Origin of the sequence: Paraburkholderia susongensis, assembly GCF_900177725.1 — a bacterium.
GTDB lineage: Bacteria > Pseudomonadota > Gammaproteobacteria > Burkholderiales > Burkholderiaceae > Paraburkholderia > Paraburkholderia susongensis.
Map to the genome: position 1 here is coordinate 85787 of NZ_FXAT01000005.1, position 24891 is coordinate 110677.

The following is a 24891-nucleotide window of genomic DNA, read 5'->3' on the forward strand; positions in this document are numbered from 1 at the left end:
ACGGACGCAGAGCGGGGATTTAACGGATAGTCTCTCAGAACTTTGCTCAATCTGCTGGCTCGCACATGAGCGTCGAGCATGAAGGTGCTTCCCTGTAGCGCGGGGATACACCCACCGCCCTCGACTTTAATGATAAATATAATATCGATAGGGAATCGGCCCTATTTCTTCCGAGGCACCACGCCGTGTTCTGCAAGCATGTCAGGTCCAGCGCATGCCCTCTCGGACCGTGCATGGACCATTTACCGGCCTAGCCTTCTGACTTCTGGCTACGCCGGTAATTCTCAATGGTGTCGTTGTCCAGGAATTCAGGCAAAACACCGGGAAGTAATCGGGGAGGCCGCGGCGGTACGGCTGAGATGGAAACGATCAAAACGCTTCGGGGCGCATTTCCGCCGGGGTAAGACTGTCGGATGGATCCGGCAAATGGTCCATCGCGGCGTCAGGCGAGTCGACCGCACTTCAAGCTGACGATGATTGCCGGCAACCTGACCTGCCTCGCGCGAATGTCTGGTGGGGTGCCGCAAGGGGCGACACGATAATCATCGGCACCATCAAAAAGAAGGACCGACCACTGACAGTAAGTAACGACCCAGGTGCATTCCAGCTATCTGGTGAGATTGCCCCCCATTCCGCTTGACGTCATTCGTTAAAGTCTGCTTCGGATCGCTGGAATTCATAAATTGGTACGGCGCTTGCTCTTGAATTAGTTGCGCCCTTACGTCTTCATTTAGAGCCTGCGGTGTCGATTGAGCGAATGAAGACATAGCCGTGGTCAAAATAGATACGGCGACGATGGTTTGAGCGAGTTTCATAAGAGTTCCTCTGGGCGTGACTCGCAAGCACTCGTTTGCGGGTTCAGTGAATCCAGTATAAATCGGCGGCGGCTCAGAATTGGGGCAAACAGAGCAATTCATTGTTGCCGGTTTATGCCCATGCGTTAGTCATGGAAATGCGACAGACAGCGCGGTGTTGCCCGTCTTAGCCAGCCGATTCACACCAGTTCAGGCGGCGACTTTTCGTTCCGCACCAAGGGGCAATTCAGGCACGTCGCGGTCAGACTGCGGCACCTCTTCCGGCCGGCGATGGACGTCATGCGTGACGAAACCCTGTTCGCGGCTTGGCACATCGAACCACTCCCGGTGGGCAAACGAATCGCGAATGTCTTCAAGACCGCTTTCCCAATGCTCGTGCATCGTGTCGACGCTGAACTCGTAGTCCTTGTAATGCCCCTCATATGGTTTGTTCTTGTAAATAAGGTGCACCACATTGATCGCACTGCCGTCGGCCGCTTCCTCAGCGCGACGGAATAGTGGATCGGTCCTGAGCAGATCGGGCGGAACATGCCTGAGCAATTCCTTGATGAAGCGTGCGTGTTTCTGACGATCCGCCAGCATGCTGGTAATCGTCCGAGTACGGCTCGAGTACTGAATGTCCTTGGCACGTTCGGAGACATCGAGAAAATCGCCCGGCGCATTGCCTCTGGCGCTCCACAGATCGACCTGAAAAACCAGCGCATCCTTGTGGTCGGAATCGCGAAGCACCTCGGTCAGCGGTGTGTTGGAAACGAGGCCGCCGTCCCAGTAGTATTCGCCGTCGATCTCGACCGCCGGAAAGCCCGGCGGCAACGCGCCCGACGCCATGAAATGCTCCGGTTCCAGACGCATCTTCGTGTTGTCGAAGTACACCAGATTGCCGGTCCGCACGTTCACCGCCCCCACCGAAACGCGAATGTCACCATCGTTAATCCGGTCGAAATCCGCGAACTTCAACAGCGTTTCCTTCAGCGCAGCTGTGTCGTAGTAGCTGACCACGTTCGGGTTTTGCTTGCCGAAACCTGCCATCGGCAACGGGTTGCGCGGTGAGAAGAAACCCGGCTGACCCTCTGTCAACGCGCGGCCGGCTGCCCACAAACTTGCCCACTTGCGCGACACGTCAGGCATTCCGAACCCGGGCAGCGTCCAGGCGCCCAACCCGCCGACCCAGTCGAGCGGATGGCAGATCGAATTCCAGAAACCGCGTAATGCTTCCACGCGGTTCTCCGGCGCATTGCCTGCGATGATGGCAGTGTTCAGTGCGCCGATCGAGACGCCTGCGATCCAGTTCGGTTGCACACCGGCCTCGGCGAGTCCTTCGTAGACGCCGGCCTGGTAAGACCCGAGCGCGCCGCCACCCTGAAGCACCAAGGCAATTTCGTCATAGCGCGGCAACACGAACGCATCCGGCTGCCGATTGATTTTGTTTGTGCTGCTGCGCATACACGACTCCTTATTGCATTGCCCAGCCGTGGCTGACGATCACCGATTGCCCGGTGAGTGCATTCGATTCGAAGCCCGCAAGGAACGCGACCGTATTGGCGACGTCCTCGACGGTGGTGAATTCACCGTCGACCGTTTCCCGGAGCATCACGTTCTTCACGACATCCGCCTCGGAGATACCGAGCGCCTTGGCCTGCTCGGGAATCTGCTTGTCGACGAGCGGAGTACGCACAAAACCCGGACACACGACATTCGCCCGAACGCCGCGCGGGCCGCCTTCCTTCGCCACCACCCGGGCCAGCCCCAGCAAACCATGCTTGGCGGTCACATAGGCGGACTTCAGCTTCGATGCTTCGTGCGAATGCACCGAGCCCATGTAGACGATCGAGCCGCCCTTGCCGCCCGCGTACATATGTTTGATCGCCGCCTTCGTCGTGAGAAAGGCGCCGTCCAGGTGGATCGCCAGCATCTTCTTCCAGTCGGCAAACGCATACTCCTCGATGGGCGCGACGATCTGGATACCCGCGTTCGACACGAGCACATCGAGGCTGCCCAATTCCTTCACCGCGCGTTCGATGCCGCTATTGACCGCTTCTTCGCTGGTGACATCCATTGCAACTGCCAGCGCCTTGCCGCCCGCCGCAACGATGCTGCTCGCGACGTTCTGCGCGCTCTCGAGATTCAGGTCGGCGATCACTACCGCGGCGCCAAGACTCGCGAGCTTGCGTGCACACTGCTCGCCAATACCGCTTGCTGCACCGGTCACGAGTGCGACTTTCTGGTTCAATGACATGTGACTCTCCTTCCTTATTGGTTCGCGGATCGTTATTGATTGACCGCGAGCTTCACGCTCCCGGTCGAGGCCGTATCGGCAGAGGCCAGATAGTCGAGCGCAACTTCGCCGATATCCAGCGTGAGATTGGCGATCACATGGCGCGCGCCGACCACCCGCTTCACCGGCAGATCGGCGACGGGCGCCAATGCGTGCGGATGCAGTTCGAGCGCGGCGGGACCCGACCATGCACCGAGCACGCTCACGTCGCGCAAATAGAAGCGCACGAGCTCACACACGCGCGCCGAACCGTCGACGTGCGGAATCACTTTCAACAGGTAGTTCGGCGTGTCCGCAAGCTTCCTGCGTTCGACCTCGATGTCGAGCGGCACATGCTTGAAACCCATCGTGCCGGTGGCGATACGCTGCGTGCCGTAGTCGAGCGTGCCGAGCAGCGTGTCGTTGCCGTCGACGCTCAAGGTCGGCCTGGCGAGTTTCTTCGGAAAGCCCCAGATCTCCCGGCCGCCCGCGATCGGGCCTTCGTCGTCGAGATACATGGAGTGTGTGTAATTACCGAGGCGCCCTTGCTGGTCGCGCACCGAGATAACCTGACCGCTTTCGGTGTAGTCGCCGAAACCGGACGAGTCCGGCATGCGAATGAATTCGTAATGCACGAGATCGTTTTCCGGATGCAGCGGCTCGGGCACGATGGCACGCAGTGCATCGAAATCGGTCTCGTATGAAATGATGAAGTATTCCCGATTGATGAAGCGGTATGGCGGCCGGGGATAGGCGGGACTGTGAACAGGCATCGCAAAGGCGTCTTTGCGGATTGAAGCGAGATTCATAACACTCCTCTATGGCAGGTGGTGCATGCAGAGACGGAGCAATGGTAGAGGCAATGCCCATGCAATAGGAGCCCCCATTTATCAATAGACCGTTAACCGTACTGCAACGCTGCCGCAGGAACTTTGTTCAGAGCCAGGCGGCACAAGGCTGCTGCGCGGCGCTTCTTCGAGAAGGCAATCGGTCAGAACGGCTCGCCGGAGATGGTAACCATCGACAAAAGCGGCTCCAGTTTGGCCGCGCTCAACGTGGTGAACGCGGTGAACGCGGAGCGGGAGATGCCCGTCACGGTTTGTCAGGACTGCGCGCGCGGGATTCCAGGCGGCATCGAATTGATGCACACGATCAGGAAAGGACAGTTGAAAGGTTCAGGCAAGGCTGCGCTGTCTGTCGCCCAGCAATTTTCTTCGCCGTTTTCATAAGCTATCCTACGCATATTGCCGTTGCTTGACCGGTTTTCCTTACTGCGACAGAGCCGTCAGTCGAGACCGACGATCCGTAGGCGGAGCGCATTCAGTTCGGCATCGGATTTCTCGCAAGCGGCCTTAAGCATCTGCTCGGCATCGGGGCCGACCGCGGCATCGAGCCCATTGTTTTGCATGCTGTTGAGCGTGGTGGAAAATCTGTCGAACGCTTGCCCGTACAAAGCGTGCTGTTCCACTGTCATGTCATTAGACACGCGCGCGAGCGCAGATGCCGTCTTTGCCGGGCCACCGGTCTTCATGTTGCCGGCAGGCGCCACCACGACGTCGATGCCGAAGGATCTCAGTTCCCGGACCTCCGCGTCGGACATGGCAATACCGAAAACAGCGTAGCCTTTGGCGGCTAGTCCGAGCGCGATCTCGCGGCCTAGGCCACCGCCGGCGCCAGTGCACATTCCGGAGCGGTTGCGCCAGACCGTGCCACGTCTTCCGGCTTTGAGCATCGGTGGCCGTTATCTACCGAACCGCGCCCCAGGTTACCGGCATATCCATGCGATCAACAGGAGACCCGGCCGGACGCTGCCGTCGAGCCCCGTGATAGCCGCATGGATGGTTATGGTATGTGAGACACCCCTCGGGCCGGTCCTGACGAGCGACACGAATGGGCGTGACCTCATGCACGGGACGATCTGGCGTGGTACGCGTGCTCGCGTAAGTCACAAGGCCTGCTTTGCGGGTAGCACCAGCGCGCCGACACATCTAGCTGTCGTCGCCGAGCCAGCCCGGAATATCCATCTGTTGATGCAGGATACGGATGACGTCGATCAGAGCGTCCGATTCCCTGAAAAACACGACATACATTCCAACCAGCGCTTTCCGGTAGCCTTCCCGCACGTCCGCGGCGGACAAACTCGGCTGGGTACCGTCGGCCAGGCCGACAATGGTACTTTCGATGCTCAGAATCTGGTATTTGATGCCAGAAATCGCCCTGGGTGCGTATTTCGGGGCTTGTGCGCACGGTTACAGGCTGGTGCCTTAGCCTTTAACGGTTCGGATCAGCGCCATGTGCGCCATCAGTCGTACCAGTTCGGCTTGTCGCCGGGTACCGGTTTTCTCGAACACGTGATGCAAATGCGTACGCACGGTTGACGGTAGTACCCCAAGGGACTCGGCAACGGCATTCAGCCGCTCGCCGCGACCAATCTCAGATGCGACCCGGGCCTCTGCGGGAGTCAAACGAAAGAGCCGTATTAATTGGTCACTGGATCCCGAGGGCGCGCGCTCGGGATCGATCAATACGACCATAACGGCCGGGCGCTGCGATATGATGCCGGCCCATGCTGTATCGCAGCTCAGCGGCGAGATGAGTACGTGAAGCGCTCGCTTCATTGACGGACGCTCGAGCGCGATGACGCTACCCGTAGGCGGCCCCGGGGACCTCTTGATCGCCCTCGCCACCAGTCCACGAAGGTGACTTGTCGACGTTGAAGTGCACGCATATAAGCCGCGGGGTCCCGCTCCGATTCCATCTGCCGACGCGAGGATTTCTTCCGCCGCCCGGTTTGCGAACATCACCCGACAGTCCGCATCGACGATCAGGATCGCAGGACCCAGGTTATCTAGCACTTCGCACGCCGTATGCTGCTGAATGCTCAGTCCAGACAAGCGCAAGCTCATCCGCGTCGCGCATTGCAAATGCGGAACGAGAGCGCTCAGCGATTCAAGTTGCGCGCGCTGGCGGTTCTCATCAAGCGGGCGCCGCGCTGCGACGAGGCCGACTATCGCGCCCTCGCGAAAGAAGTTCGCGACAGTAACACCCAGAATATCCTGCGGCACCCCCCAGTTCCGATATATCTCAGTTCGCTCGAACGTAGTTCGTGGCATGACCATCGTGTCAGTCAGAATCGTGCCGGATGGAGACCTTCTGGCGACCGGTAAAAGCGGATCGACCTCTGCGAAATGACTCTCGTAGCTGCGTACAAACTCTGGTTCAGCGCCGGCCCATGCAACCGAACGCGCTTTCTGAGCCGGGTCGCCGACCCACAGTTGCACCACCGTGGTATCGAGGAAAGGGATGAATCGTTCGAGCACGCTGGACCACCGATCCGGCTCGAGTCCCGCTTCATAGACTGAGGCGATCAAATTCGACAAGTCGGCGCCGAGCAACATCGCGACTCCTCTCCGGCTTCGGGGCGGACGACTTCCGCGGGGCTGTTCTCACACCTGGGACCGAGTGCGGAGGCCGAGATTGATCGGTTTCGACTCTCCACTAGTTGATGGAGGCGAGACCCCATACAAGTCAATATATTCGATGGAAAGCGTGGCAATCGAAATTTTCGCCAGAATCACGCGTTTCCGTCGGTATATCAGAGGCGCTCTCCGACAACGGAAGTACCGCTGTCGTTCGTGTGCCAAACGACGATGAAAGCATGGGCGCGTCTGGTCCTGACCCGGGCTTTGTACACACCCGACTCCTCGCACCTGCCAGCCGAACCATGGCTGTTGAAGGCGAGAAGATCTGTCTTTTTCAGTCACGCGACTTCTATCGGCTAGCAAATCGCGATGCGACGCATTGCACCTAACTGAATCGCCAGAACGAGGAGTGAAAAATGTCATCTGTTAGGTTTGTAAATCAATTGCGATTAAACACTTTACGATTAATCGTTTCTCGCCACCCGTCTCGCGAGAGAGTGCTGCTCACCGCATCGGCACTACTATGGGTGAATATGCTGGCACTACCTTTGTGCGCGCTCGCAAAGATCGTCACCCCTCCCTCCAGTACCCCCTTAAAGAACCCTGGACCGAAGCACCTGGTAACACCGACGCCGAAGATTGTCAGTGTTTCGCCTGCGATGGGCACGGGAGGCTCGGTCACGATCAAGGGAAATGTCCCGCTAGGTAGCGCAAAGACGATCTACTTCGGCTCACAGTCGGTACAGTATTTCGGGGTCAACAACGACGGTTCATTGACGGCAACTATGCCGTATGGTTTGGAGTCACCAGGCAACGTGATCCCGGTGTCGGTGCTGCTCTCAAGTGGAACCACCCAGACCGTCGCCTTCGGCGATGCGACATATACCGTCCCGCTGGGGTACATGGGGGTCACCGGACCTCTGCCCTGGAATCCACAGGCTGGCGACTATGCGTGGGTAAATGGCCAGGGTCGCAGCTTTTCTCTTGGAGCGCCAAAGGCCCTGACTTATACGACCATGACGCCGGTACTACATATAAGCGCCGGTTTCACCAACCAATCCACGCAATATCCTGAGACAAAGGGGCCCCCGTACGGACCTAATAGCAACGTTGGCAACGTAGGCAAATTCTCTGCAAAACTAGAAAGCTGCGTGCCCGCTGCGAACGCCGGCGACGGTGCCTGCACTGGCTGGGACAACAGCCCGGGAATGTGGGAATCCGTCGGCAATCCGGTCAGCCTTACTTTGAATATGCCGGCGAGCGGCGACGCCAGCGGCGATATTGCGCTCCCTATGGGGCCACTGTTTAGCGAGCAGAATCTGGCAGCTACGGTGCGTACAGTGCTGCAGCTTACTCTGTCCGACACGGAAACTCCCGGCAATCCAATTCGCAATGCAAACTATACGTCGGCACCGGCTAACGTCGTCGTCGTTCCAATCGCGTTTATGCAGGCCAAGTTAATTCCGTTAGGCATCGTTTACGCGCCGCCAGGCGATATGAGCAGCGTCACTTTCACAACGAACGACAACTATAACGTCAACTACGTGGTGGGCCAGAGCAACTCACAAACCAACAAGGATACCGGGACGAATGCAGGCAGCTGGAACGTCAGCATGACGGAGGGTTATGATCAGGCTAGCAATAAAGCTACGGTGACCTGGGGTGACGGCGAGAGCTGGGATACGAGCGTCTCGCAGGGGTTCGGCGTCCAGACCAATCAGAATGCTACGACGCAGTACGGTCAAGGTATAGGCCTTACCTATGGAATTGGAGGCAATGTCGGTACGACACCTGGGAACGGCCTCGTGTGCGCAACAAGCACGAATTGCGCAACGACAGCGCTCGCCCCAGGATGGTTTGAGTCCCAGCCATTCTGGAACGACGAATTCGTATTACTGATCCATCCGCAATATGCGCTCTATGTCATTGGCAAAGGGACCAACCGTACCGCGCTCTACGGCTCCGTAGCGGCCACCGCTAGCCCAACAGTACTTGATCTTTATAAATGCGCCACGGGTGCACTTACAGAGGGTTTGTCTTCCTGTGTCTTTGGTTACTCGGGTTTTGGAATTACCAATATTAATCAAGCTCAGTATAAGTCTGCGACGGGCAAAGTTACCTTGACGGTCGACGAGGCCAAGCGCCTTCTTCAACTCGATCCGTTTTATGCAGCATTGTCACAGGGGGCAACGTTGGACGCCACACGGGCTGCTCCGATCAAAACAGTAAGCTATGGTAGCTTCGCCGGTACAACTTCTCAGTATCCAGTCGTTGTCACTTATAACAATAATCAGGTAACGACAACCACCAGTGGTGGCCAAACTTCCTATACGGCTAGCGTAACCAACACTCAAACTTCAACCACGAGTCTAAGCGGATCCGGACAGGTGTCCTATTACGTCACACTCGGGTTGACAGGAACTGAATCAACCGTACAGACCGGTACCTCCGAGTTTGACACTCAGGTTGCGTATAGCAATTCCACCGCGGTGTCAGATCAACTCGTCACCACGGCATCGGTCACATTGAACGACGTCGATAACCAAACACAGGGACCATCGGGGGTTGCTTGCAAAGCTTGCCACAATCCGCTCCCGTCCAAGCCAACCGTCAATGTCTTCCTTGACAAGATGTTTGGCGGATTTATGTTCCAGGATGCTTCTTCTGTTTCCAGCAACAAATTCTCCGCTGCCCAGGCCACAGCTGCTCTCAAACTTCTCGATCTGGATGCAATGACCCAGACTCAGGAAGCGAGGATCCAGCGGTTTAGTGACGTCCCGAACGGTACCGCTGGCAAGGTTGCAATAGGAATCCTTACGCGTGTCAATATCATGACCGGATATGCAGACGGAACCTTTAAACCGAGCGAACCATTCACTCGTGGACAGCTAGCAGTCGCCTTGGCGACAGCCCTCAAACTCCCTGCGACACCGGGACAAAGTCAATTCACGGACGTCGCGTCAACCGACGCGCTAGCGGCACCGGCATCCGCGGCAGCGAAGGCCGGGCTACTGGTGCTCCCGAGCGCCACCACTCTGAAGCCAAGCGATCCGGTGACGCGCCAGGAGCTCGCGACATCGCTGGTACGGGCGTTCAAGGCGACGAAGGCGGCTGCCGCTCCTTCGGATGCAAGCCAGGTGGCGTCCTGGGCCACAGATTCAGTGCGTCTTGCCACGGGCGCCGGGTACATGCAAACGTTCGCCGACGGGACCTTTAAGCCGACCGCGCCGATGACGCGATCAGATGCTGCACAGGCAATACTTTCTGCCGTTAGTCAAAAGCACTAGCCATTCGGGAGCACATGTCAGTCGAGGTCGCGCCATTCCTATGATCACGGTGGGACGCGCCTCGACCATCCGGCCGACCCCGGCCTGCTTGAGCGCTACCCGTCGCACGGCGAGCTTGCCGCGACAGAAAACGCTCGCCACCGGACCAAACTCGCTCTGCGTATGGGCGATTGCGTTGGCGGCTGAAATCGTTGCCTGGCGCTCGCCAGACATTCGTAGTGCCGGGAATGGCATAGGGCAGGAGCGGGTCGAAAGTACGAATTCGGCGTGCGTGAGACCGGACATTTGCGGCCGCGGTCCGCCGAATGTCAGGAAGCCGACCCGTAGCCGCCTGACCAACGCTGACGCCCGAGTGTCGCATGGCGGATCGAAAAATTTCTGAGCCTGCCCTGTCCAGCTTTAGATACTCGTGGTCAATGCGGGCACGATCTCAAAGAGATCTCCCACCAGCCCGTAGTCGGCCACGTTGAAGATCGGCGCTTCTTCGTCCTTGTTGATCGCCACGATCACCTTCGAGTCCTTCATACCCGCCAGGTGCTGGATCGCGCCCGAGATGCCCACCGCGATGTAGAGCTGCGGCGCGACGATCTTGCCAGTTTGGCCGACCTGGTAATCGTTGGGTACATAACCCGCGTCCACTGCTGCGCGCGAAGCGCCCAGCGCCGCGCTGAGCTTGTCGGCGAGCGGCTCCAGAACCAACGCGAAGTTCTCGCCGTTGCCCAGACCCCGGCCGCCCGACACGATGATCTTCGCGCTCGTCAGCTCCGGACGGTCGAGCTTCGTGACTTCACGGCTCACGAACTGCGAGAGGCCGCTGTCCGCTGCCGCTTCAAGCTTCTCCACCGCAGCGCTGCCGCCTTCGGCCGCAACGGCATCGAATGCAGTCGTGCGGACCGTGATGACCTTGACCGGATCAGCTGACCGAACCGTAGCAATCGCGTTGCCCGCGTAGATCGGACGCTCGAACGTATCCGGCGAATCCACTGCGGTGATGTCACTGATCTGCGCGACGTCGAGCTTCGCAGCGACACGCGGCGTGACGTTCTTGCCCGCTGCGGTGGCCGGCGCGAGGATGTGCGAGTAATTCTTCGCCGCATCTTGCACAAGCGCGAGAACGGTTGCCTCGACGTTTTCCGCCAGGCCCTGCTCCAGTTGCGGCGCATCGGCCAGCAGCACCTTCGAAACGCCAGCGATCTTCGCTGCTGCATCAGCAGCAGCCTGGGCGTTATGGCCCGCGATCAGCACATGCACGTCGCCACCGATCTTCTGCGCGGCAGCCACGGTGTTCAGCGTCGCAGCCTTGACGGTTGCGTTGTCGTGTTCGGCAATAACCAGATTCGTCATTTCTATAGTCTCTCAGGTTCTATCAGAGCACCTTCGCATCGGTCTTCAGCTTCGCGACCAGCGTCTCGACGTCCGGCACCTTCACACCCGCGCTACGCCTGGGCGGCTCGGCTACCTTCAGCGTCGTCAGACGCGGCGTGACGTCCACACCGAGGTCCTCGGGCTTGACCGTTTCCAGCGGCTTCTTCTTCGCCTTCATGATGTTCGGCAGCGTGACGTAGCGCGGCTCGTTCAGGCGCAGGTCCGCTGTGACCACTGCGGGGAGCTTGATCGACAGCGTTTGCGCGCCGCCGTCCACTTCACGCGCCACCGTGGCCTTGCCGTCCGCAACCGTGACCTTCGATGCGAACGTGGCCTGCGGCAGCCCGGCCAAAGCGGCGAGCATCTGGCCGGTCTGGTTCGAATCGTCGTCGATGGCCTGCTTGCCGAGAATCACGAGCGAAGGCTGCTCCTTGTCCACGAGCGCCTTGAGGATCTTCGCGACGCCCAGCGGCTCGACGCCATCACCCGCTTCGACCAGGATCGCGCGGTCCGCGCCGATCGCCAGCGCCGTGCGCAGCGTCTCCTGCGCCTGCGCGACACCCACCGACACCGCGACCACTTCGGTCGCCACACCCGTTTCCTTCAGGCGCACCGCCTCTTCCACGGCGATTTCGTCGAACGGGTTCATCGACATCTTCACATTGGCGATATCGACGCCCGATCCGTCCGACTTCACGCGGACCTTGACGTTGTAATCGACTACGCGCTTGACTGGCACAAGGATTTTCATGTTTGTTCGACTACGAGTTTTCCAGATTGGTGGTCGCGGAATCGGGACCAGAATCGGGACCAGATTCAACCGGGTCCCATTCCACTGCAATGTCAGGCAGCGACATACGCTGTCTTGACGACCGTATAGAATTCGCGCGCATAGCTACCCTGTTCGCGCGGACCATAGCTCGACCCCTTACGTCCGCCGAACGGCACGTGGTAGTCGACACCCGCAGTCGCGGTGTTGACCATCACCATCCCGGCCCGCACATGGCGCTTGAAGTGCGTCGCGTGGCGCAACGAGGTCGTACAGATCCCCGCCGACAGGCCGAACTCCGTATCGTTCGCCAGCACCAGGGCTTCGTCGTAGTCTTTCGCCTTGACAACCGAGGCCACCGGCCCAAACACCTCCTCGCGATTGATACGCATTGAGTTGTCGGTCCCGGTAATCAGCGCCGGTGCCAGGAAATAGCCTTTGCCCGCGTTCTGGACCCGCCCGCCGCCGAACACCTCGCCGCCCTGTTCGCGCGCGATGCGGATGTAATCCTCATCCTGCTGCAGTTGCTTCGCGTCGACGACCGGTCCGATGTGCGTGTCGGGTACAAGCGCATCGCCGACCTTCAACGTGGACATCCGCGCTTTCATCGCTTCGACGAAGCGGTCATGAATTCCCTCGGTGACGATCAGCCGGCTCGACGCGGTACAGCGTTGCCCAGTAGAGAAAAATGAACCGTTGATGCAGGCTTCGACGGCGACATCGAGGTCGGCATCGTCGAGCACGACCATCGGATTCTTGCCGCCCATCTCGAGCTGGATCTTCTTCCCCGACTCGACACACCGCGCGGCGATCGCACGGCCAGTCGCCACGGATCCGGTGAAGCTGATCGCGTCGACGAGCGGCGAACTCACCAGCGCCTCGCCGACCACCGCGCCGCGGCCCATCACCAGATTGACCACGCCACGCGGCGCGCCCGCTTCCGCGATGATCTTGACGAGTTCCCATGCGCTGGCAGGCACCAGGTCGGCCGGCTTGAGGACGACGCAATTCCCGTATGCCAGTGCCGGCGCGATTTTCCAGGCCGGGATCGCAACAGGAAAATTCCACGGCGTGATGAGACCGATCACACCGAGCGGCTCGCGCGTCACCTCGACCGTCATCCCCGGCCGTACCGACGGCACGATCTCTCCGCCGATCCGCAATGCCTCGCCGGCAAAGAACTTGAAGATCTGTCCCGCGCGGCCGACTTCACCGATGCCCTCCGCAACAGTCTTACCCTCCTCGCGGGCCAGCAGACGCCCGAGATCCTCCTTGCGGGCCAGCAACGCGCTGCCAGCGCGATCGAGCACGTCGAAACGCTGCTGCGGCGTCGAAACCGACCAGGACGGGAAAGCATCGGCGGCGGCGCGAATCGCCCGCTCCACCTGCTCGGCATCGGCACGCGCGAACTCGCCGACCACGTCATCCAGATTGGACGGGTTGATATTGACCGAAACATCCGGGCCGTCGACCCATTCACCGTCGATGAAATTTGCAAATGTGTTTGACATGGCAATAAAACCAGATTGATCGCAACGAGAGAAGGCGTACAGGTTCTCAGCGTCAGCTGCCGAGCAAACCGCGCGCCGCGAGATTTCGATACAGTGCGCGCACGCCAAAGGTCCAGGGCATGATTTCCGTCGACAGGTGGACCGTGTTGACGAGGCTCCCCAATGACGGTGTCGAAATCGAGACGATGTCGCCAAGGTGATGCGTGAATCCGCCGCCGGCCGCATCCCGGTCCTTGATCGGCGAAAACATCGTGCCGAGGAACAGCATGAAGCCGTCCGGATACTGGTGATGCGCGCCACACGTCTGGCCGACGAGATCGAGCGGGTCGCGGCTGATCTCGGTCATGTGACTCACGCCCTCGAGCACGAAGCCATCGGTGCCGTCGATGCGCATCGACACGCTCGCCTCGCGCACGGTGCCGATAGAAAACCCATCGTCGAACATCCGGATAAACGGTCCAATCGCGCATGAACCGTTGTTGTCCTTCGCCTTGCCGAGCAGCAGCGCAGAGCGGCCTTCGATGTCGCGCAGGTTGACGTCGTTGCCCAGCGTGGCGCCCACGACGCGCCCGAAACCGTTGACGGCCAGCACGATCTCCGGCTCCGGGTTGTTCCAGGCCGACGCGGGAGACAGGCCGACGTCGGCGCCCAGCCCGACCGCGGACATCGGCTGGGATTTGGAAAACACCTCGGCATCGGGCCCGATGCCGACCTCCATGTATTGCGACCAGGCGCCCCTGCGCTGCAATTCCGCCTTGAGCTTCATCGCGCTATCGGAGCCGGGCTTGATCTTCGCGAGATCGGTGCCGATCAATTCGACGATCATGCTGCGGACTTCGGCTGCCTTTGCCGGGTCGCCGCCCGCCTGTTCCTCGATCACGCGCTCGAGCAGGCTGACCGCGAACGTCACGCCGCACGCCTTGAGCGCCTGGACATCGCATGGCGCCAGCAACCGGAGGCGCCTGTCGGCCGCCGGAGCCAGGCTTGCCTCGATCAGGGCGCCGACCGGGCCGAGCGGCTCGCCGGACACCGTACGCGCGAAATCGGCGGCATCGCTGCGGTCGAACAGATCGGCCGTCGTCGCGACGGCGTGAGTGATGTCGAAGACCTCGCCATGGCGGACGACGACGACGGACGGACCGTCGATCGGCGCCGGACGCCATACTCGTCCGATCAGCAGCGCACGGTCGAGATCTTCAGGAAGAAAATGAGTAAAAGTCAGAGACATGGTGCACCTGGTTAAAAGATCTTCCCGGGATTGAGGATCCCGCGCGGATCGAGCGCAGCCTTGATCTGATGCATGGCTGCAATTTCGATACGGGTGCGTGTGTGGCCGAGGAACGCCTTCTTCTTTACGCCGATGCCATGCTCGGCGGACACCGAACCGTGAAATTCCTGCGTCACTTCATAGACCACGCGGTCAATCTCGTCGTGCAACCGGCCTTCCGTTCCAGGAATGTCGACGACGATATGCAGGTTGCCGTCGCCCAGGTGCCCATAGATCATGACGAGCGCATCGGGCCATTTCTCCAGCAGCCCTCGTTCGCAGCGCGCGGCCACTTCCCCGACGTCGCTGATCGAAAAACTAACGTCGAAGGCGCTGTGATGCGGGATGAACTTCTGGTATTCGCCGGGCGCGTCGCGAATCGTCCAGAACGCGATCGCATCGGCTTCCGACTGGGCGAGCGCCGCGTCGACAACCACGCCTTCTTCGAGCATGCGGCCGAGGAACGCCTCGAACATCGCGGCATGCGGCCCGGCATCGCTGCCGACGCTCTCGAGCAGCACGTAGTAGGGATAGCGGCCGCCCACCGGCGCACGCAACTCCGGCAGATTCGCGAGCACGGCGTCGTAGTAGCCCGCCCACATCACTTCGAACGCGGACACACCGGCCGGCAACTCGGCCTGCGCGCAGGTCAGCAGCGTCGTCACTGCGTCGTAATCGGGCAGCGCGCACCACGCCGTCGCCACCGCCGTCGGCCGCGGACGCAGCCGCAGCACCGCACGCGTGATCACGCCGAGCGTGCCCTCACTGCCGATCAGCAGATGACGCAGATCGTAGCCGCTGTTGTTCTTGATCATCTTGTGCATGCCGCTCGCCACCTCGCCGTTCGCGAACACGGCCTCGAGACCCAGCACCTGGTCGCGCATCATCCCGTACTTGATCACGCGATTGCCGCCCGCATTGGTGGCGAGATTGCCGCCAATCGTGCAACTGCCGCGCGCGCCGAGATCGAGCGGGAAATAGAACCCTGCGTCGAGCGCGGCTTCCTGGACCGCCTGCAGCGGTACGCCTGCCTCGACCGTCATCGTGGCCGACGTGCGGTCGATCTCGACGATCCGGTTCATCCGTTCGAGGCTCAACGCCACTTCGCCGCCCAGCGCGTTCGCGCCGCCCACGAGCCCGGTCAGGCCGCCCTGCGTGACGACGGGCTGGGCATGCGCATGACAGATGCGCAGTGCAGTCGCGACGTCCTCCGTGGTCCGTGGCCGGATCAGCGCGACGGGTGTCTCGCCCGGCACGCCGCTCCAGTCGTGCAGTTGGCGCGTACCGAATTCGGACGGCAATTGCACGATCCCCGTACCGAGTTCAGCAAGCAGCTGGTCGATTACTGTCGATTCCGACATGTCAGTTTTCCGTTTCAGATGTCCGCGTGCGATGACGCGCAATCAAGACCGCTCACCAGATCGTGTAGCCGCCGTCTATCACCAGATCCGAGCCCGTCATGAACGCGCTCGCTTCGGAGGCGAGATAGATCACGCCCGGCGCGATCTCGTCAGGCGTCGCAAGCCGCCCCATCGGGGTCCCCTCCAGCCACGCATCGCGCCATGCTTCGTTGGCGAGACCTGCCTCCGTCAGCTCGGTCGCCACGTAGCCCGGCGAGATCGAATTGACGCGTACCCGATTCGGCGCCCATTCCGCAGCAAGCGATCGGGTCAAATGGATCACGCCGGCTTTCGACGCGTTGTACGACGCCTGCGGCTGCGGCCGGTTGGCGATCGAGCCGCTCATGCTCGCGATATTGACGATGCTGCCGCCTTGCTTCGACATCAATTGCCCGGCTCTGCGGCAGCAATAGAACACGCCGTCCAGGTTGACCGCCATGACTGCCCGCCACGACGCGGTATCGGTCTCGGTGGCGGCCGTATTGCGGACGATGCCCGCATTGTTGACCAGCACGTCGAGGCGGCCGTGCCGGTCCACGATCGTGTCGAAGGCGCGCTCGATCGAATGCTCGTCCGTCACGTCCAGCTGAACAGCGTCCGCGCCGATTTCCGCCGCGCATCGCTTCGCGCCGTCGATATCGATGTCAGCAAGCACGACGGTGCCGCCAGCATCCCTAAGACCGGCGGCAATCGCACGCCCGATGCCGCGCGCCCCACCCGTCACGACGCAGACCTTGCCGTCGAGGCGGAACCGGTCCATGGTCGAGCCCGCTTTCCCGGAGCTGGAGTTGGAGGAGGTCGCCATGTCAGAACACCACGATGTCCGAGGATCCGTCGGCATGACCGACGATCATTTCGTCAGCAATGCCAACGAACAGGCCATTCTCCACAACGCCGGGAATCGCGTTGAAACGCGGCGCGAGCGTGTGGGTGTCGCGGATCGACTCGAGATGACAATCGAAGATCCAGTTGCCGCTGTCGGTCAAAAGACGCTCACCGTTTTTCATCCGCGTCGTGATCTTGAGGTCCCGGTCATAACCGGCGTCGGCCAGCAACTCGCGCAGCAGCCGTTGCGTGCTTTGCCAGCCGAACGGGATGACTTCGATCGGCAGCGGAAAACGTCCCAGACGCTCGAATACCTTCTTGTCGTCCACCACCGCCACCATTTTCCTCGAAGCGGCTGCGACGATCTTTTCCCACAGCAGGCAGGCTCCGCCGCCCTTGATCATGCTTCCCTGATGATCGATCTCGTCGGCGCCGTCGATCGTCACGTCGAGCTGGTCCATCGCGCCGAGATCGGTCAGCGGCACGCCCAGTTCGAGCGCCAGTTCGCGCGTCGCGTTGGACGTCGGCACGCCCTCGACCTGGAAGCCCTGCGCGACGCGTTGCGCAAGCGCACGAACGAACCAGTGCGACGTCGTGCCCGATCCCAATCCGACTTTCATCCCGGGCTTCAGATAGTGATCCACGGCCTTGATGCCCGATGCCAGTTTCGCCTTGTCCTGTTCGGACTGGGGCGTCATGCGCGCATAGCCGGGTTCGATATGAGTCGCCATTTACTTCTCCATAAAGTGAAGGTATTCAAACCGCAATTGCTCAATCCACAAACTTGTTGGTGATCCATGAATCGAGTGCCGTCAGGTTGTCCGGCAGTTCGTGACCCTGTCGGCTGCCCAGCATCGTCACCAGCATGTTGACGACCAGCAGGTGGTTGATACGTGCCGTCAAAGGGGTATACAGCTCGGTGTTTTCGTAGGCCGGCACACCGATGGTCAGATCACACGTCTGGGTGAGCCGTGACCCCGGCGCCGTGATCGCGATCGTGTACGCCCCCTTCGACCGTGCCATCGAGGCGGCCGTCACGAGCGACTTCGTCGCGCCGGAATGGGAAAAAAACACAGCCACTTCGTCGCTGCGCAATGTGGGCGCGATCAACAGCTGCTTCTGCGAATCCATGACCGTGCGGCAATGCAGGCCCAGCCGGAACAGCTTGTGTTCGGCGTCGAAAGCAATCGTCTCCGAGATGCCGAGGCCGAACAGGAACACGCTGCGCGCTTCCATCAGCTTGTCCACGGCCTTGTCGATCGCCGTCGCATCGACGTCGGAAGCGAAGCGCTGGATCGCATGCAGCGAGTTGGTGACGATCTTCGCGCACAAACTCTGCGGACCATCCGACTGCGTGATGGGCTCGTAATCAAACGGTGCCTGGGGAATAAGCCCCTGGGCGAGCCGGACCTTGAAGTCCTGGTAGTCTTCGCAACTGAAACGCCGGAAAAATCGCACGACTGTCGGGTCGCTGGTTTCCGCCGCGCGCGACAGCTCGGCCATGCTCATCTTGATGACGGCTTCCGGGTCATCCAGCACGATCTCCGCAATCCGTTGGGCCGGGCCAGCGAGTTGCGAGCGTTCCGCCGCGATGCTGCGGAGCAGGTCATTTTTCATCTTCTTTCCCGGTTGTGGTCGACAACCGCGTTTTCGCACAGAAAACGCAATTCGCCAAACGATCCGAGCCGCGAGGAGGGGGAAACGGGCACCTTGCTGCCCCCGCCCCAGTTCACGATCAGGCAACGGACCTCGGCACGGCGGCCGCATTCCGCGTCAATCGGCGTGTCGCCCACGAAGACGGCCTCGCCCGGATCGACGTTCATTCGGCGCAGCGTCTCGAGCAGATGCTGCGGCGCGGGTTTGCGCTCTTCCAACGCGTCGCCGCCGACGATCGCGTCGAAGTAATCGCGCAAACCGAAATGCCTGAGAACGGCTTCCGCGATAAGTTGGGCCTTGTTCGTACAGATGCCGAGCCGCAGGCCCGCGGCATGCAGCGACGGAATTACTTCGGCCGCGTCGGCGAAGAGCGTCGAGTGCCGCACCGGAGTGGCGCGATACGCCGCCAGATAAGCTTCCACGTCAGCCGCGACCCGTGCGGGCGTCGCCGCGACGCCGAGCGCTTCGTAGAGGTTGGCGACGAGGCCGAACGAGCCCTCGCCGATAAACTGCTCGACGAACTCGACCGACTGCGGCCCGATACCATGCGTGGCGAGCACCTGGTTCAACGATTCCGCGATATCCGGCGCGCTATCGACGAGCGTTCCGTCGAGATCGAACACCACGCCGGTAACCGGTTGGCAAGGACGGGCAAGTGCGTCTGAAGAGTTCATAAGCTTGTTCATGTCAAATTCAAATGGAACAGGACGCGATGCTGTCGCATCGCTACGATGTGGCGGATGGCTCCCGCGCAATCTGTTCGAAGGTCTGCCGCAGCGTGTCGTAGAGCCCGTGAAACGTCGCGAATCTCGCGTCATAGAGCGCGCCGAGCGACCGGTCCGGTTGATTGCGGTCAACCACGCGCAGACAGCCGACGGCTTCGTCGAGAGACGACCAGCGTCCGCTGCCCACGCCTGCCGCCAGAACGGCTCCGTAGGCGCCGCCTTCCGCGGCGCCGGTGACTGTGCTGACCTCGCATTGGAGTACATCGGCCAGCATCTGCCTCCAGAACGGCTCGGCGGTGGCGCCACCGGATGCGCGCAGTTCGCTCCCGCCGAGCCCTGCGTTCGCACACAGCGCCGCGATGCTCCTCAGGTTCAGGAGGACGCCCTCGATCGTGCTTCGGACCAGATGCGCACCGGAGTGCATCGTCGTCAGGCCAATCCACGCCCCTCGACCATTCGCACTAACGTGCGGGCAGCGCTCGCCAAGCAGATACGGCAGAAACAACAGGCCGGCCGCCCCCGGTTCGGCACTACGCGCGAGTTCGATCAACTCGGCGTAGCTGGGCAGCGCCCGTTCGCGGTTGAACTGTGCAAGCGAGTTGCGCAGCCATTCGAACGCACCGCCTGCGCTAAGCGTCACGCCCATCACATGCCAACGCCCCGGCGCGTTCCCGCATGAAATCTGCAGGCTGCCGTCCGGATTCGGGCACTCGCGCCCGCCCGCCGCAACGATACCCGCCGTTCCCAGCGTTACGCCGAGCATGCCGCGGTCGATCACACCCATCGAGGTGGTCTGGATGACCGAATCGCCGCCGCCGCCGAAGACCGGCGTGCGCGCCGGCAAACCCCAGCGCTCCGCCAGCTCGGGCCGCAATGTCCCGGTCCGTTCGGATGACTCGACCACGTCGGGTAACAGGCTGCGAGGAAGATCGAGCAGCGTCAGCAAATGCGTCGACCACTGGCGTTTGCGCACGTCGAAGAGCCCCGTGCCCGATGCGTCCGAGACGTCGGTTACGTATTCGCCGGTCAGCCGGTAGCGCAGATAATCCTTCGGATTCAGCATGCGGCGCATCCGTTCGAACAGCGCCGGCTCGTGCTCACGCATCCATAGCAGCTTGCCCGCCGTGAAGCCGGGCAGCATCCGGTTCTGTACGAGTTGCAGCAGCCCGTCGAGCCCACCCGCTCGCGCGGTGATCTCTTCGCACTGCGGCGCCGCGCGCTGGTCGCACCAGAGCATGGCCTGGCGCAGCACCTCGCCGTTTTCATCGAGCGGCGTCAGGCCGTGCATCTGGCCGCTCAGCCCGATGCCCTCGATCGCGCGCCGATCCGGCAATGCGGCCAGCACCTGTTCAAGTGCGCGCTGTGCGGCGTCCCACCAGTGTGCCGGCTCCTGTTCGGCCCAACCCGGATTCAACGATACGACCGGATAACCGACTAGCGCCTTCGCGCTCACGTTGCCCTGCCTGTCCACCGCGATCGCCTTGCAGGCCGACGTGCCGATATCGATTCCCAGCAACCAGCTGTCCATGGCGGCTCCGTTTACGCGCCGTGATGCACGCGCAGGTGCTTCAGGTGCAGATAGCCTTCCAGCCCCTCATGCCCGTGCTCGTACCCGATGCCGCTCTGCTTGCGGCCGCCGTACGGCGCGTTCATGATGCCCGCGTCCACGTTGTTGATCGCCACGCTGCCGAATTCGAGCGCACGTCCGAGCTCGAAGGTCTCGCGCAGGTCTTCGGTATACGCATAGGCTGCCAGACCGGAGGGCGTACCGTTGGCGAGCGCGATCGCTTCGTCGAGTGTTGCGAACGGCGCGATGCCCACGACCGGACCAAAGGTCTCTTCGTGCATGACCAGCATCTCCGGCGTGCAGTCCGCGAGCACGGTGGGCGAGTAGAACAGGCCTTCCGCCTCACCGGTGCGGCCGCCGCCGCTCAACACGCGCGCACCACGCTCGCGCGCATCCGCCACGTGACGCTCCACCTTGCCCACCCCCGCGCGCGTCGCCATCGGTCCCACATCGGCGCGTTCGTTGAGGAGGCCATCGGCGACAACCAGCGACGCCGCACGCGAGCCCAGCGCATCGACAAACGACGCGTAGACCGATTCATGGACATACACCCGGTTGATCGCAATGCAGATCTGTCCGGCGTTGCGGAACCCGCGGCGCAATGTGCCCGCGACAGCCCGCTCGAGATTGGCATGCTTCGTCACGATGATCGGGCAGGTTCCGCCGAGCTCCAGCGAGAAAGACGTGATACCGGACACCGTTCGGTAGATGTCCTCACCCGCCGCCTGCGAGCCGGTGAATGCGACCTTGTCCACGTCCGGATGGCCGACCAGCAGTCTTCCCGTTTCGCGGCTCCCGGTAACGAGATTCGCCACACCAGCGGGCACGCCTGCCGCGTGCAGGCAACGGAACAGCGCGACCGCTGACGACGGCGTGTATTCCGACGGCTTCACGACGATCGTGCATCCCGCTCCCAGCGCGGCAGCGAGCTTCCACCCGATCAGCTCGACCGGATAGTTCCAGGGCGCGATGGCCGCCACGACACCCACCGGCTCACGTTCGATGATGCTTGTGAAGCCATCTTCCTCGTTCGGAATCGTCGTGCCGAATACGCGTACCGCCTCTTCCGCGTAGTAGTGGAATGCCTTCGCGAGTTTGCGGACTTCGCCCAGCGCTTCCGCGAGCGGCTTGCCCATCTCTTCCGTGATCGCCGCCGCGATCGTCCGCTCGTCCTTCTCGATCTCCGCCGCGATCCCATGCAGGAACCGCGCGCGCTCGAACGGATTGGTCCGGCGCCAGCCCGGCCACGCGCGGCGCGCAGCCTCGACGGCGCGCTCGACCACCGCCGTACCGGCCTCGGGCGTCCGCGCAACCACCTTGCCGGTGGCCGGGTTGATTACGTCGATCCATTCACCGACGCCGTCATTGGACATCCGGCCGTCGATGTATTGCGTGCATTCCCTGATCAATGTCATTTCGGTTATTCCAGAAAGGGGCAAGAAACTTCGGACTCAGCGGCTCACGAACTTCACGCGCACGGCATCGACCGCCACCGCGACAAAAATCAGGATGCCGCCGATCATCTGCACGTAGAAGGACGGAACCGACGTGATCGCGAGCCCGACATGAATCACAGTCAACAGCAGCACGCCGCCCAGGATGCCGGCCGTACCCCCGCGGCCACCGAATACGCTGACTCCGCCAATGATCGGCGCCGCAATCGCATAGAGCAGAAACCCTTCGCCCTGATCGGACGTGATGGCCATCTGCCACGCCGCCAGCAGGTAACCCGCGATGCCGGACAGCAGGCCCGAAATCGTGAACGCGATGATCTTGACCCGTCCAACCCGGATACCCGCGGAGTTGGCCGCGAGCACGTTTCCGCCGGTCGCATACAGTTTGCGGCCCAGCACGGTGCGGCGCAGCAGGAAAGCCATGCCGATCAGGGCGATCACGAACACGACCGGCATCACCGGCCAGTTGCCGATCGTGTACTGCCCGATCCAGATATAGCCGTCCGACATATCGGAAATCGTGTTCCCTTGCGTGGTCGCGAGCAATGCGCCCTGCAGGATGATCATCATCGCGAGCGTCTCGATCAGCGACACCATCTTCAGCCGCGTAACGCACAGCCCGTTGAAGAAGCCGATCGCGGTAGAAACCAGAATGCCAACCGGCACGCCGACCGCGGCCGGCACCCCCATGCGGGTCGACAGCAATGCGCCTACGGCCGCGGAAAAACCCATGTTGCTCGCGATCGACAGGTCGATCTCCGCCACCATCAGCGGCAGCGACACCGCGAGTGCCAGCAGCCCCAGCACGGTCGATTGCAGGATGACGTTCTGGAAATTCGACACCGTGAAGAAGAACGGGTTGAGCACGCCAAAGATAATGATCAGCGCGACAAGCCAGATCCAGACGACGTTCTGGAAGAGCCATTGGCCCGTGGACAGCCGGGATGACCGCCGGGTGGCAGCGGGGGCCGTTGCCCCGCTGCTCACGACGGTGGCACCGGCGGGAGAATTGTTCTGACCTTGCATGTTGCTGTCTCCAGTATTTAATCAGACCGTTGCGGTCCCGAATGCGGCTTCGAGAATGACGTCCTTGCTGAGCTCCGCACCCACGTATTCGTGCTGCACGCGGCCCCCGACGAAAATACACACACGGTCGACAAGCCGTACCAGTTCGTCGAGATCGCTGGTAATGACGATCACGCTCAGCCCCTCGCGGGTCAGCGAATCGACTAGTTGATGAATCTCTTCTTTCACGCCGACGTCGATACCACGAGTCGGCTCGTCGAGAATCAGCAGGCGCGGCCCGGTTGCGAGCAGGCGGGACAAGACGACCTTCTGCGCGTTTCCGCCGCTCAACGTACCCACCGCGACTTCCGGCGTAGGGGCTTTGACGCGCAGCGTCTTGAAGTAGTGATCAACCACCTGCTGTTCGCGGGCCTTGTTAACGACACCGGCTACCGATAGTTCGCCGAGGCTCGACATCGAGATGTTGTGACCGATGCTTTGCAGGCCAACGAAGCCATCGCGATGGCGATCATCGGACAGGTAAGCGATGCCTGCGGCAAACGCGGCCTGCGGGTGATCGGGGAGCGTGACCGGATTGCCAGCATGACTGAACGCCCCGGCAGATGCGCGATTCAGGCCGAACAGCACCTTGGCGAATTCCTTCGCACCGGAACCCGGCAGTCCGGCGAAGCCAACGACTTCGCCAGGCGCGATCTCGAAATGATCGATCTCGATGCCAGGCGCTCGCAGTCCATCCATCCGCCATCCCGAGCCCGTCTTCTTCCCGGGGTTCTGTCGATAAAACAGCGGCACGTCCCGCCCGATCACGAGCTCGGACAATGCGTCGGAATCGATCGATTCGAGCGTGTCCATCTCGCCGGCAAGACGGCCGTTGCGCAGCACCGAGACGCCGTCACAGATACTGAGGATCTCCTCGTTGTAATGCGAAATAAACACGAAGCTCACACCGGTCGCTTTCAATTCGCGCATGAAATCGAACATGTGATCGCGGTCCGCGAGCGTCAAGGCGGCGGTCGGCTCGTCCAGGATCAGAAGCTTTCCGCCACTGAAAAGCGCACGAAGAATATTGAGCTTGCGCTTCTCGACGGCCGACAATCGGCCCGCGGACATCCCGGGATCGAGTCCTGTATCAGCAAGCGCCCGCACCGCCTCATCGTGCAATGCACGCTGGTCGACCACGCCCGGCAAACCGCGCTTGACTGGCCAGTGTCCCAGCATCAGATTGTCCGCGACGGTCATCGATTCGACGATCATCGGCTCTTGCGTGACCAGGAAAACGCCACGCGCTTCCATCTGCTTCACGTCGCTTCCCTGGATCTCCTCACCATCGAGAAAGATCTTGCCTTCCGTTGGGGAAATCAGGCCCGAGATCAGGCTGACGAGCGTCGATTTGCCCGCTCCGTTCTCACCGAGTAGCCCATGGATCGTCCCGCGGCGGATATGGATGGAAACGTGATCGAGCGCTACCACGGCCTTGTAGCGTTTGACGATGTCCTGCGTTCTCAGAATGTAGTCGGTCGATGCTTGCGTCATGGTTTGCTTCCCAAT

Annotated in this window: 21 protein-coding genes and 1 pseudogene; 2 read left to right on the top strand and 20 right to left on the bottom strand. The window is 61.3% G+C overall.

What is annotated here, in order from left to right:
• Positions 1 to 554 precede the first annotated feature (554 nt).
• The 4 genes from B9Z01_RS16660 to B9Z01_RS16675 all read right to left on the bottom strand — a co-directional run bounded on the left by B9Z01_RS16660 (position 555) and on the right by B9Z01_RS16675 (position 3878).
• On the bottom strand, positions 555 to 815 hold the full coding sequence (locus tag B9Z01_RS16660) for a hypothetical protein (RefSeq protein ID WP_085484953.1): 261 nt from the start codon (positions 813 to 815) through the stop codon (positions 555 to 557).
• Positions 816 to 1004: 189 nt separating this feature from the next.
• Positions 1005 to 2258, bottom strand: a complete 1254-nt coding sequence (locus tag B9Z01_RS16665) for a DUF3734 domain-containing protein (RefSeq protein ID WP_085484955.1) — start codon at positions 2256 to 2258, stop codon at positions 1005 to 1007.
• Positions 2259 to 2268: 10 nt separating this feature from the next.
• Positions 2269 to 3051, bottom strand: a complete 783-nt coding sequence (locus tag B9Z01_RS16670; protein ID WP_085484957.1) for a 3-hydroxybutyrate dehydrogenase — start codon at positions 3049 to 3051, stop codon at positions 2269 to 2271.
• A gap of 32 nt (positions 3052 to 3083) precedes the next feature.
• Positions 3084 to 3878 (bottom strand): acetoacetate decarboxylase, encoded by a 795-nt coding sequence (locus B9Z01_RS16675; protein WP_085484959.1) that lies wholly within the window; start codon positions 3876 to 3878, stop codon positions 3084 to 3086.
• A gap of 123 nt (positions 3879 to 4001) precedes the next feature.
• Between B9Z01_RS16675 and B9Z01_RS16680 the strand changes: the two are divergent.
• Positions 4002 to 4298, top strand: a pseudogene (locus B9Z01_RS16680) (IS6 family transposase); the annotation flags it as partial.
• A 56-nt stretch (positions 4299 to 4354) separates the two neighbouring features.
• Here the strand turns inward: B9Z01_RS16680 and B9Z01_RS16685 are convergent.
• The 3 genes from B9Z01_RS16685 to B9Z01_RS16695 all read right to left on the bottom strand — a co-directional run bounded on the left by B9Z01_RS16685 (position 4355) and on the right by B9Z01_RS16695 (position 6467).
• A complete protein-coding gene (locus tag B9Z01_RS16685) occupies positions 4355 to 4801 on the bottom strand; it encodes a Rossmann-fold NAD(P)-binding domain-containing protein (RefSeq protein ID WP_208626033.1) in 447 nt (148 codons plus the stop codon).
• Between the two features lie 256 nt (positions 4802 to 5057).
• Positions 5058 to 5282, bottom strand: a complete 225-nt coding sequence (locus B9Z01_RS16690) for a type II toxin-antitoxin system RelE/ParE family toxin (protein WP_085484962.1) — start codon at positions 5280 to 5282, stop codon at positions 5058 to 5060.
• 51 nt (positions 5283 to 5333) lie between these two features.
• Positions 5334 to 6467, bottom strand: coding sequence for a helix-turn-helix transcriptional regulator (locus tag B9Z01_RS16695; protein ID WP_085484964.1), 1134 nt, complete (start codon positions 6465 to 6467; stop codon positions 5334 to 5336).
• Between the two features lie 440 nt (positions 6468 to 6907).
• Here B9Z01_RS16695 and B9Z01_RS16700 point away from each other — a divergent pair, with 440 nt between their 5' ends.
• The gene (locus B9Z01_RS16700) at positions 6908 to 9778 is read left to right on the top strand and encodes an S-layer homology domain-containing protein (protein ID WP_085484966.1); all 2871 of its coding nucleotides are present in this window, start codon (positions 6908 to 6910) and stop codon (positions 9776 to 9778) included.
• A gap of 399 nt (positions 9779 to 10177) precedes the next feature.
• On the opposite strand, the gene B9Z01_RS16705 is transcribed toward B9Z01_RS16700, so the two are convergent.
• The 13 genes from B9Z01_RS16705 to B9Z01_RS16765 all read right to left on the bottom strand — a co-directional run bounded on the left by B9Z01_RS16705 (position 10178) and on the right by B9Z01_RS16765 (position 24876).
• The gene (locus B9Z01_RS16705; RefSeq protein WP_085484967.1) at positions 10178 to 11122 is read right to left on the bottom strand and encodes an electron transfer flavoprotein subunit alpha/FixB family protein; all 945 of its coding nucleotides are present in this window, start codon (positions 11120 to 11122) and stop codon (positions 10178 to 10180) included.
• Positions 11123 to 11144: 22 nt separating this feature from the next.
• On the bottom strand, positions 11145 to 11894 hold the full coding sequence (locus B9Z01_RS16710; RefSeq protein ID WP_085484969.1) for an electron transfer flavoprotein subunit beta/FixA family protein: 750 nt from the start codon (positions 11892 to 11894) through the stop codon (positions 11145 to 11147).
• A 92-nt stretch (positions 11895 to 11986) separates the two neighbouring features.
• Complete coding sequence (locus tag B9Z01_RS16715) at positions 11987 to 13423, bottom strand: aldehyde dehydrogenase family protein (RefSeq protein WP_085484971.1); 1437 nt, start codon at positions 13421 to 13423, stop codon at positions 11987 to 11989.
• Positions 13424 to 13475: 52 nt separating this feature from the next.
• Positions 13476 to 14651, bottom strand: coding sequence for a fumarylacetoacetate hydrolase family protein (locus B9Z01_RS16720; protein ID WP_085484973.1), 1176 nt, complete (start codon positions 14649 to 14651; stop codon positions 13476 to 13478).
• A gap of 11 nt (positions 14652 to 14662) precedes the next feature.
• On the bottom strand, positions 14663 to 16051 hold the full coding sequence (locus B9Z01_RS16725) for an FAD-binding oxidoreductase (protein ID WP_085484975.1): 1389 nt from the start codon (positions 16049 to 16051) through the stop codon (positions 14663 to 14665).
• Positions 16052 to 16103: 52 nt separating this feature from the next.
• Entirely contained in the window at positions 16104 to 16895 is a 792-nt protein-coding gene (locus B9Z01_RS16730) for an SDR family NAD(P)-dependent oxidoreductase (protein WP_085484977.1), read from the bottom strand.
• Position 16896: 1 nt separating this feature from the next.
• Positions 16897 to 17646, bottom strand: coding sequence for a ribose-5-phosphate isomerase RpiA (rpiA, locus tag B9Z01_RS16735; protein ID WP_208626036.1), 750 nt, complete (start codon positions 17644 to 17646; stop codon positions 16897 to 16899).
• 40 nt (positions 17647 to 17686) lie between these two features.
• Positions 17687 to 18571 (bottom strand): MurR/RpiR family transcriptional regulator, encoded by an 885-nt coding sequence (locus B9Z01_RS16740; protein WP_167387500.1) that lies wholly within the window; start codon positions 18569 to 18571, stop codon positions 17687 to 17689.
• Positions 18529 to 19245 (bottom strand): HAD family hydrolase, encoded by a 717-nt coding sequence (locus tag B9Z01_RS16745; protein WP_167387501.1) that lies wholly within the window; start codon positions 19243 to 19245, stop codon positions 18529 to 18531. The genes B9Z01_RS16740 and B9Z01_RS16745 overlap by 43 nt, the downstream gene beginning before the upstream one ends.
• Positions 19246 to 19297: 52 nt before the next feature.
• The gene (xylB, locus tag B9Z01_RS16750) at positions 19298 to 20824 is read right to left on the bottom strand and encodes a xylulokinase (RefSeq protein ID WP_085484984.1); all 1527 of its coding nucleotides are present in this window, start codon (positions 20822 to 20824) and stop codon (positions 19298 to 19300) included.
• Between the two features lie 11 nt (positions 20825 to 20835).
• On the bottom strand, positions 20836 to 22278 hold the full coding sequence (locus tag B9Z01_RS16755) for an aldehyde dehydrogenase family protein (protein WP_085484986.1): 1443 nt from the start codon (positions 22276 to 22278) through the stop codon (positions 20836 to 20838).
• 36 nt (positions 22279 to 22314) lie between these two features.
• Complete coding sequence (locus B9Z01_RS16760; protein WP_085484988.1) at positions 22315 to 23343, bottom strand: ABC transporter permease; 1029 nt, start codon at positions 23341 to 23343, stop codon at positions 22315 to 22317.
• Positions 23344 to 23364: 21 nt separating this feature from the next.
• A complete protein-coding gene (locus tag B9Z01_RS16765; protein ID WP_085484990.1) occupies positions 23365 to 24876 on the bottom strand; it encodes a sugar ABC transporter ATP-binding protein in 1512 nt (503 codons plus the stop codon).
• Positions 24877 to 24891 lie beyond the last annotated feature (15 nt).

What these genes read in the sequence shown, in the direction of transcription:
- B9Z01_RS16665 (WP_085484955.1), bottom strand. Translation starts at nt 2,258, where the DNA reads ATGCGCAGCAGCACAAACAAAATCAATCGGCAGCCGGATGCGTTCGTG.
- B9Z01_RS16675 (WP_085484959.1), bottom strand. Translation starts at nt 3,878, where the DNA reads ATGAATCTCGCTTCAATCCGCAAAGACGCCTTTGCGATGCCTGTTCAC.
- B9Z01_RS16660 (WP_085484953.1), bottom strand. Translation starts at nt 815, where the DNA reads ATGAAACTCGCTCAAACCATCGTCGCCGTATCTATTTTGACCACGGCT.
- B9Z01_RS16710 (WP_085484969.1), bottom strand. Translation starts at nt 11,894, where the DNA reads ATGAAAATCCTTGTGCCAGTCAAGCGCGTAGTCGATTACAACGTCAAG.
- rpiA (WP_208626036.1), bottom strand. Translation starts at nt 17,646, where the DNA reads ATGGCGACTCATATCGAACCCGGCTATGCGCGCATGACGCCCCAGTCC.
- B9Z01_RS16755 (WP_085484986.1), bottom strand. Translation starts at nt 22,278, where the DNA reads ATGACATTGATCAGGGAATGCACGCAATACATCGACGGCCGGATGTCC.
- B9Z01_RS16725 (WP_085484975.1), bottom strand. Translation starts at nt 16,051, where the DNA reads ATGTCGGAATCGACAGTAATCGACCAGCTGCTTGCTGAACTCGGTACG.
- B9Z01_RS16760 (WP_085484988.1), bottom strand. Translation starts at nt 23,343, where the DNA reads ATGCAAGGTCAGAACAATTCTCCCGCCGGTGCCACCGTCGTGAGCAGC.
- B9Z01_RS16765 (WP_085484990.1), bottom strand. Translation starts at nt 24,876, where the DNA reads ATGACGCAAGCATCGACCGACTACATTCTGAGAACGCAGGACATCGTC.
- xylB (WP_085484984.1), bottom strand. Translation starts at nt 20,824, where the DNA reads ATGGACAGCTGGTTGCTGGGAATCGATATCGGCACGTCGGCCTGCAAG.
- B9Z01_RS16705 (WP_085484967.1), bottom strand. Translation starts at nt 11,122, where the DNA reads ATGACGAATCTGGTTATTGCCGAACACGACAACGCAACCGTCAAGGCT.
- B9Z01_RS16700 (WP_085484966.1), top strand. Translation starts at nt 6,908, where the DNA reads ATGTCATCTGTTAGGTTTGTAAATCAATTGCGATTAAACACTTTACGA.
- B9Z01_RS16715 (WP_085484971.1), bottom strand. Translation starts at nt 13,423, where the DNA reads ATGTCAAACACATTTGCAAATTTCATCGACGGTGAATGGGTCGACGGC.
- B9Z01_RS16745 (WP_167387501.1), bottom strand. Translation starts at nt 19,245, where the DNA reads ATGAACTCTTCAGACGCACTTGCCCGTCCTTGCCAACCGGTTACCGGC.
- B9Z01_RS16695 (WP_085484964.1), bottom strand. Translation starts at nt 6,467, where the DNA reads ATGTTGCTCGGCGCCGACTTGTCGAATTTGATCGCCTCAGTCTATGAA.
- B9Z01_RS16685 (WP_208626033.1), bottom strand. Translation starts at nt 4,801, where the DNA reads ATGCTCAAAGCCGGAAGACGTGGCACGGTCTGGCGCAACCGCTCCGGA.
- B9Z01_RS16730 (WP_085484977.1), bottom strand. Translation starts at nt 16,895, where the DNA reads ATGGCGACCTCCTCCAACTCCAGCTCCGGGAAAGCGGGCTCGACCATG.
- B9Z01_RS16670 (WP_085484957.1), bottom strand. Translation starts at nt 3,051, where the DNA reads ATGTCATTGAACCAGAAAGTCGCACTCGTGACCGGTGCAGCAAGCGGT.
- B9Z01_RS16720 (WP_085484973.1), bottom strand. Translation starts at nt 14,651, where the DNA reads ATGTCTCTGACTTTTACTCATTTTCTTCCTGAAGATCTCGACCGTGCG.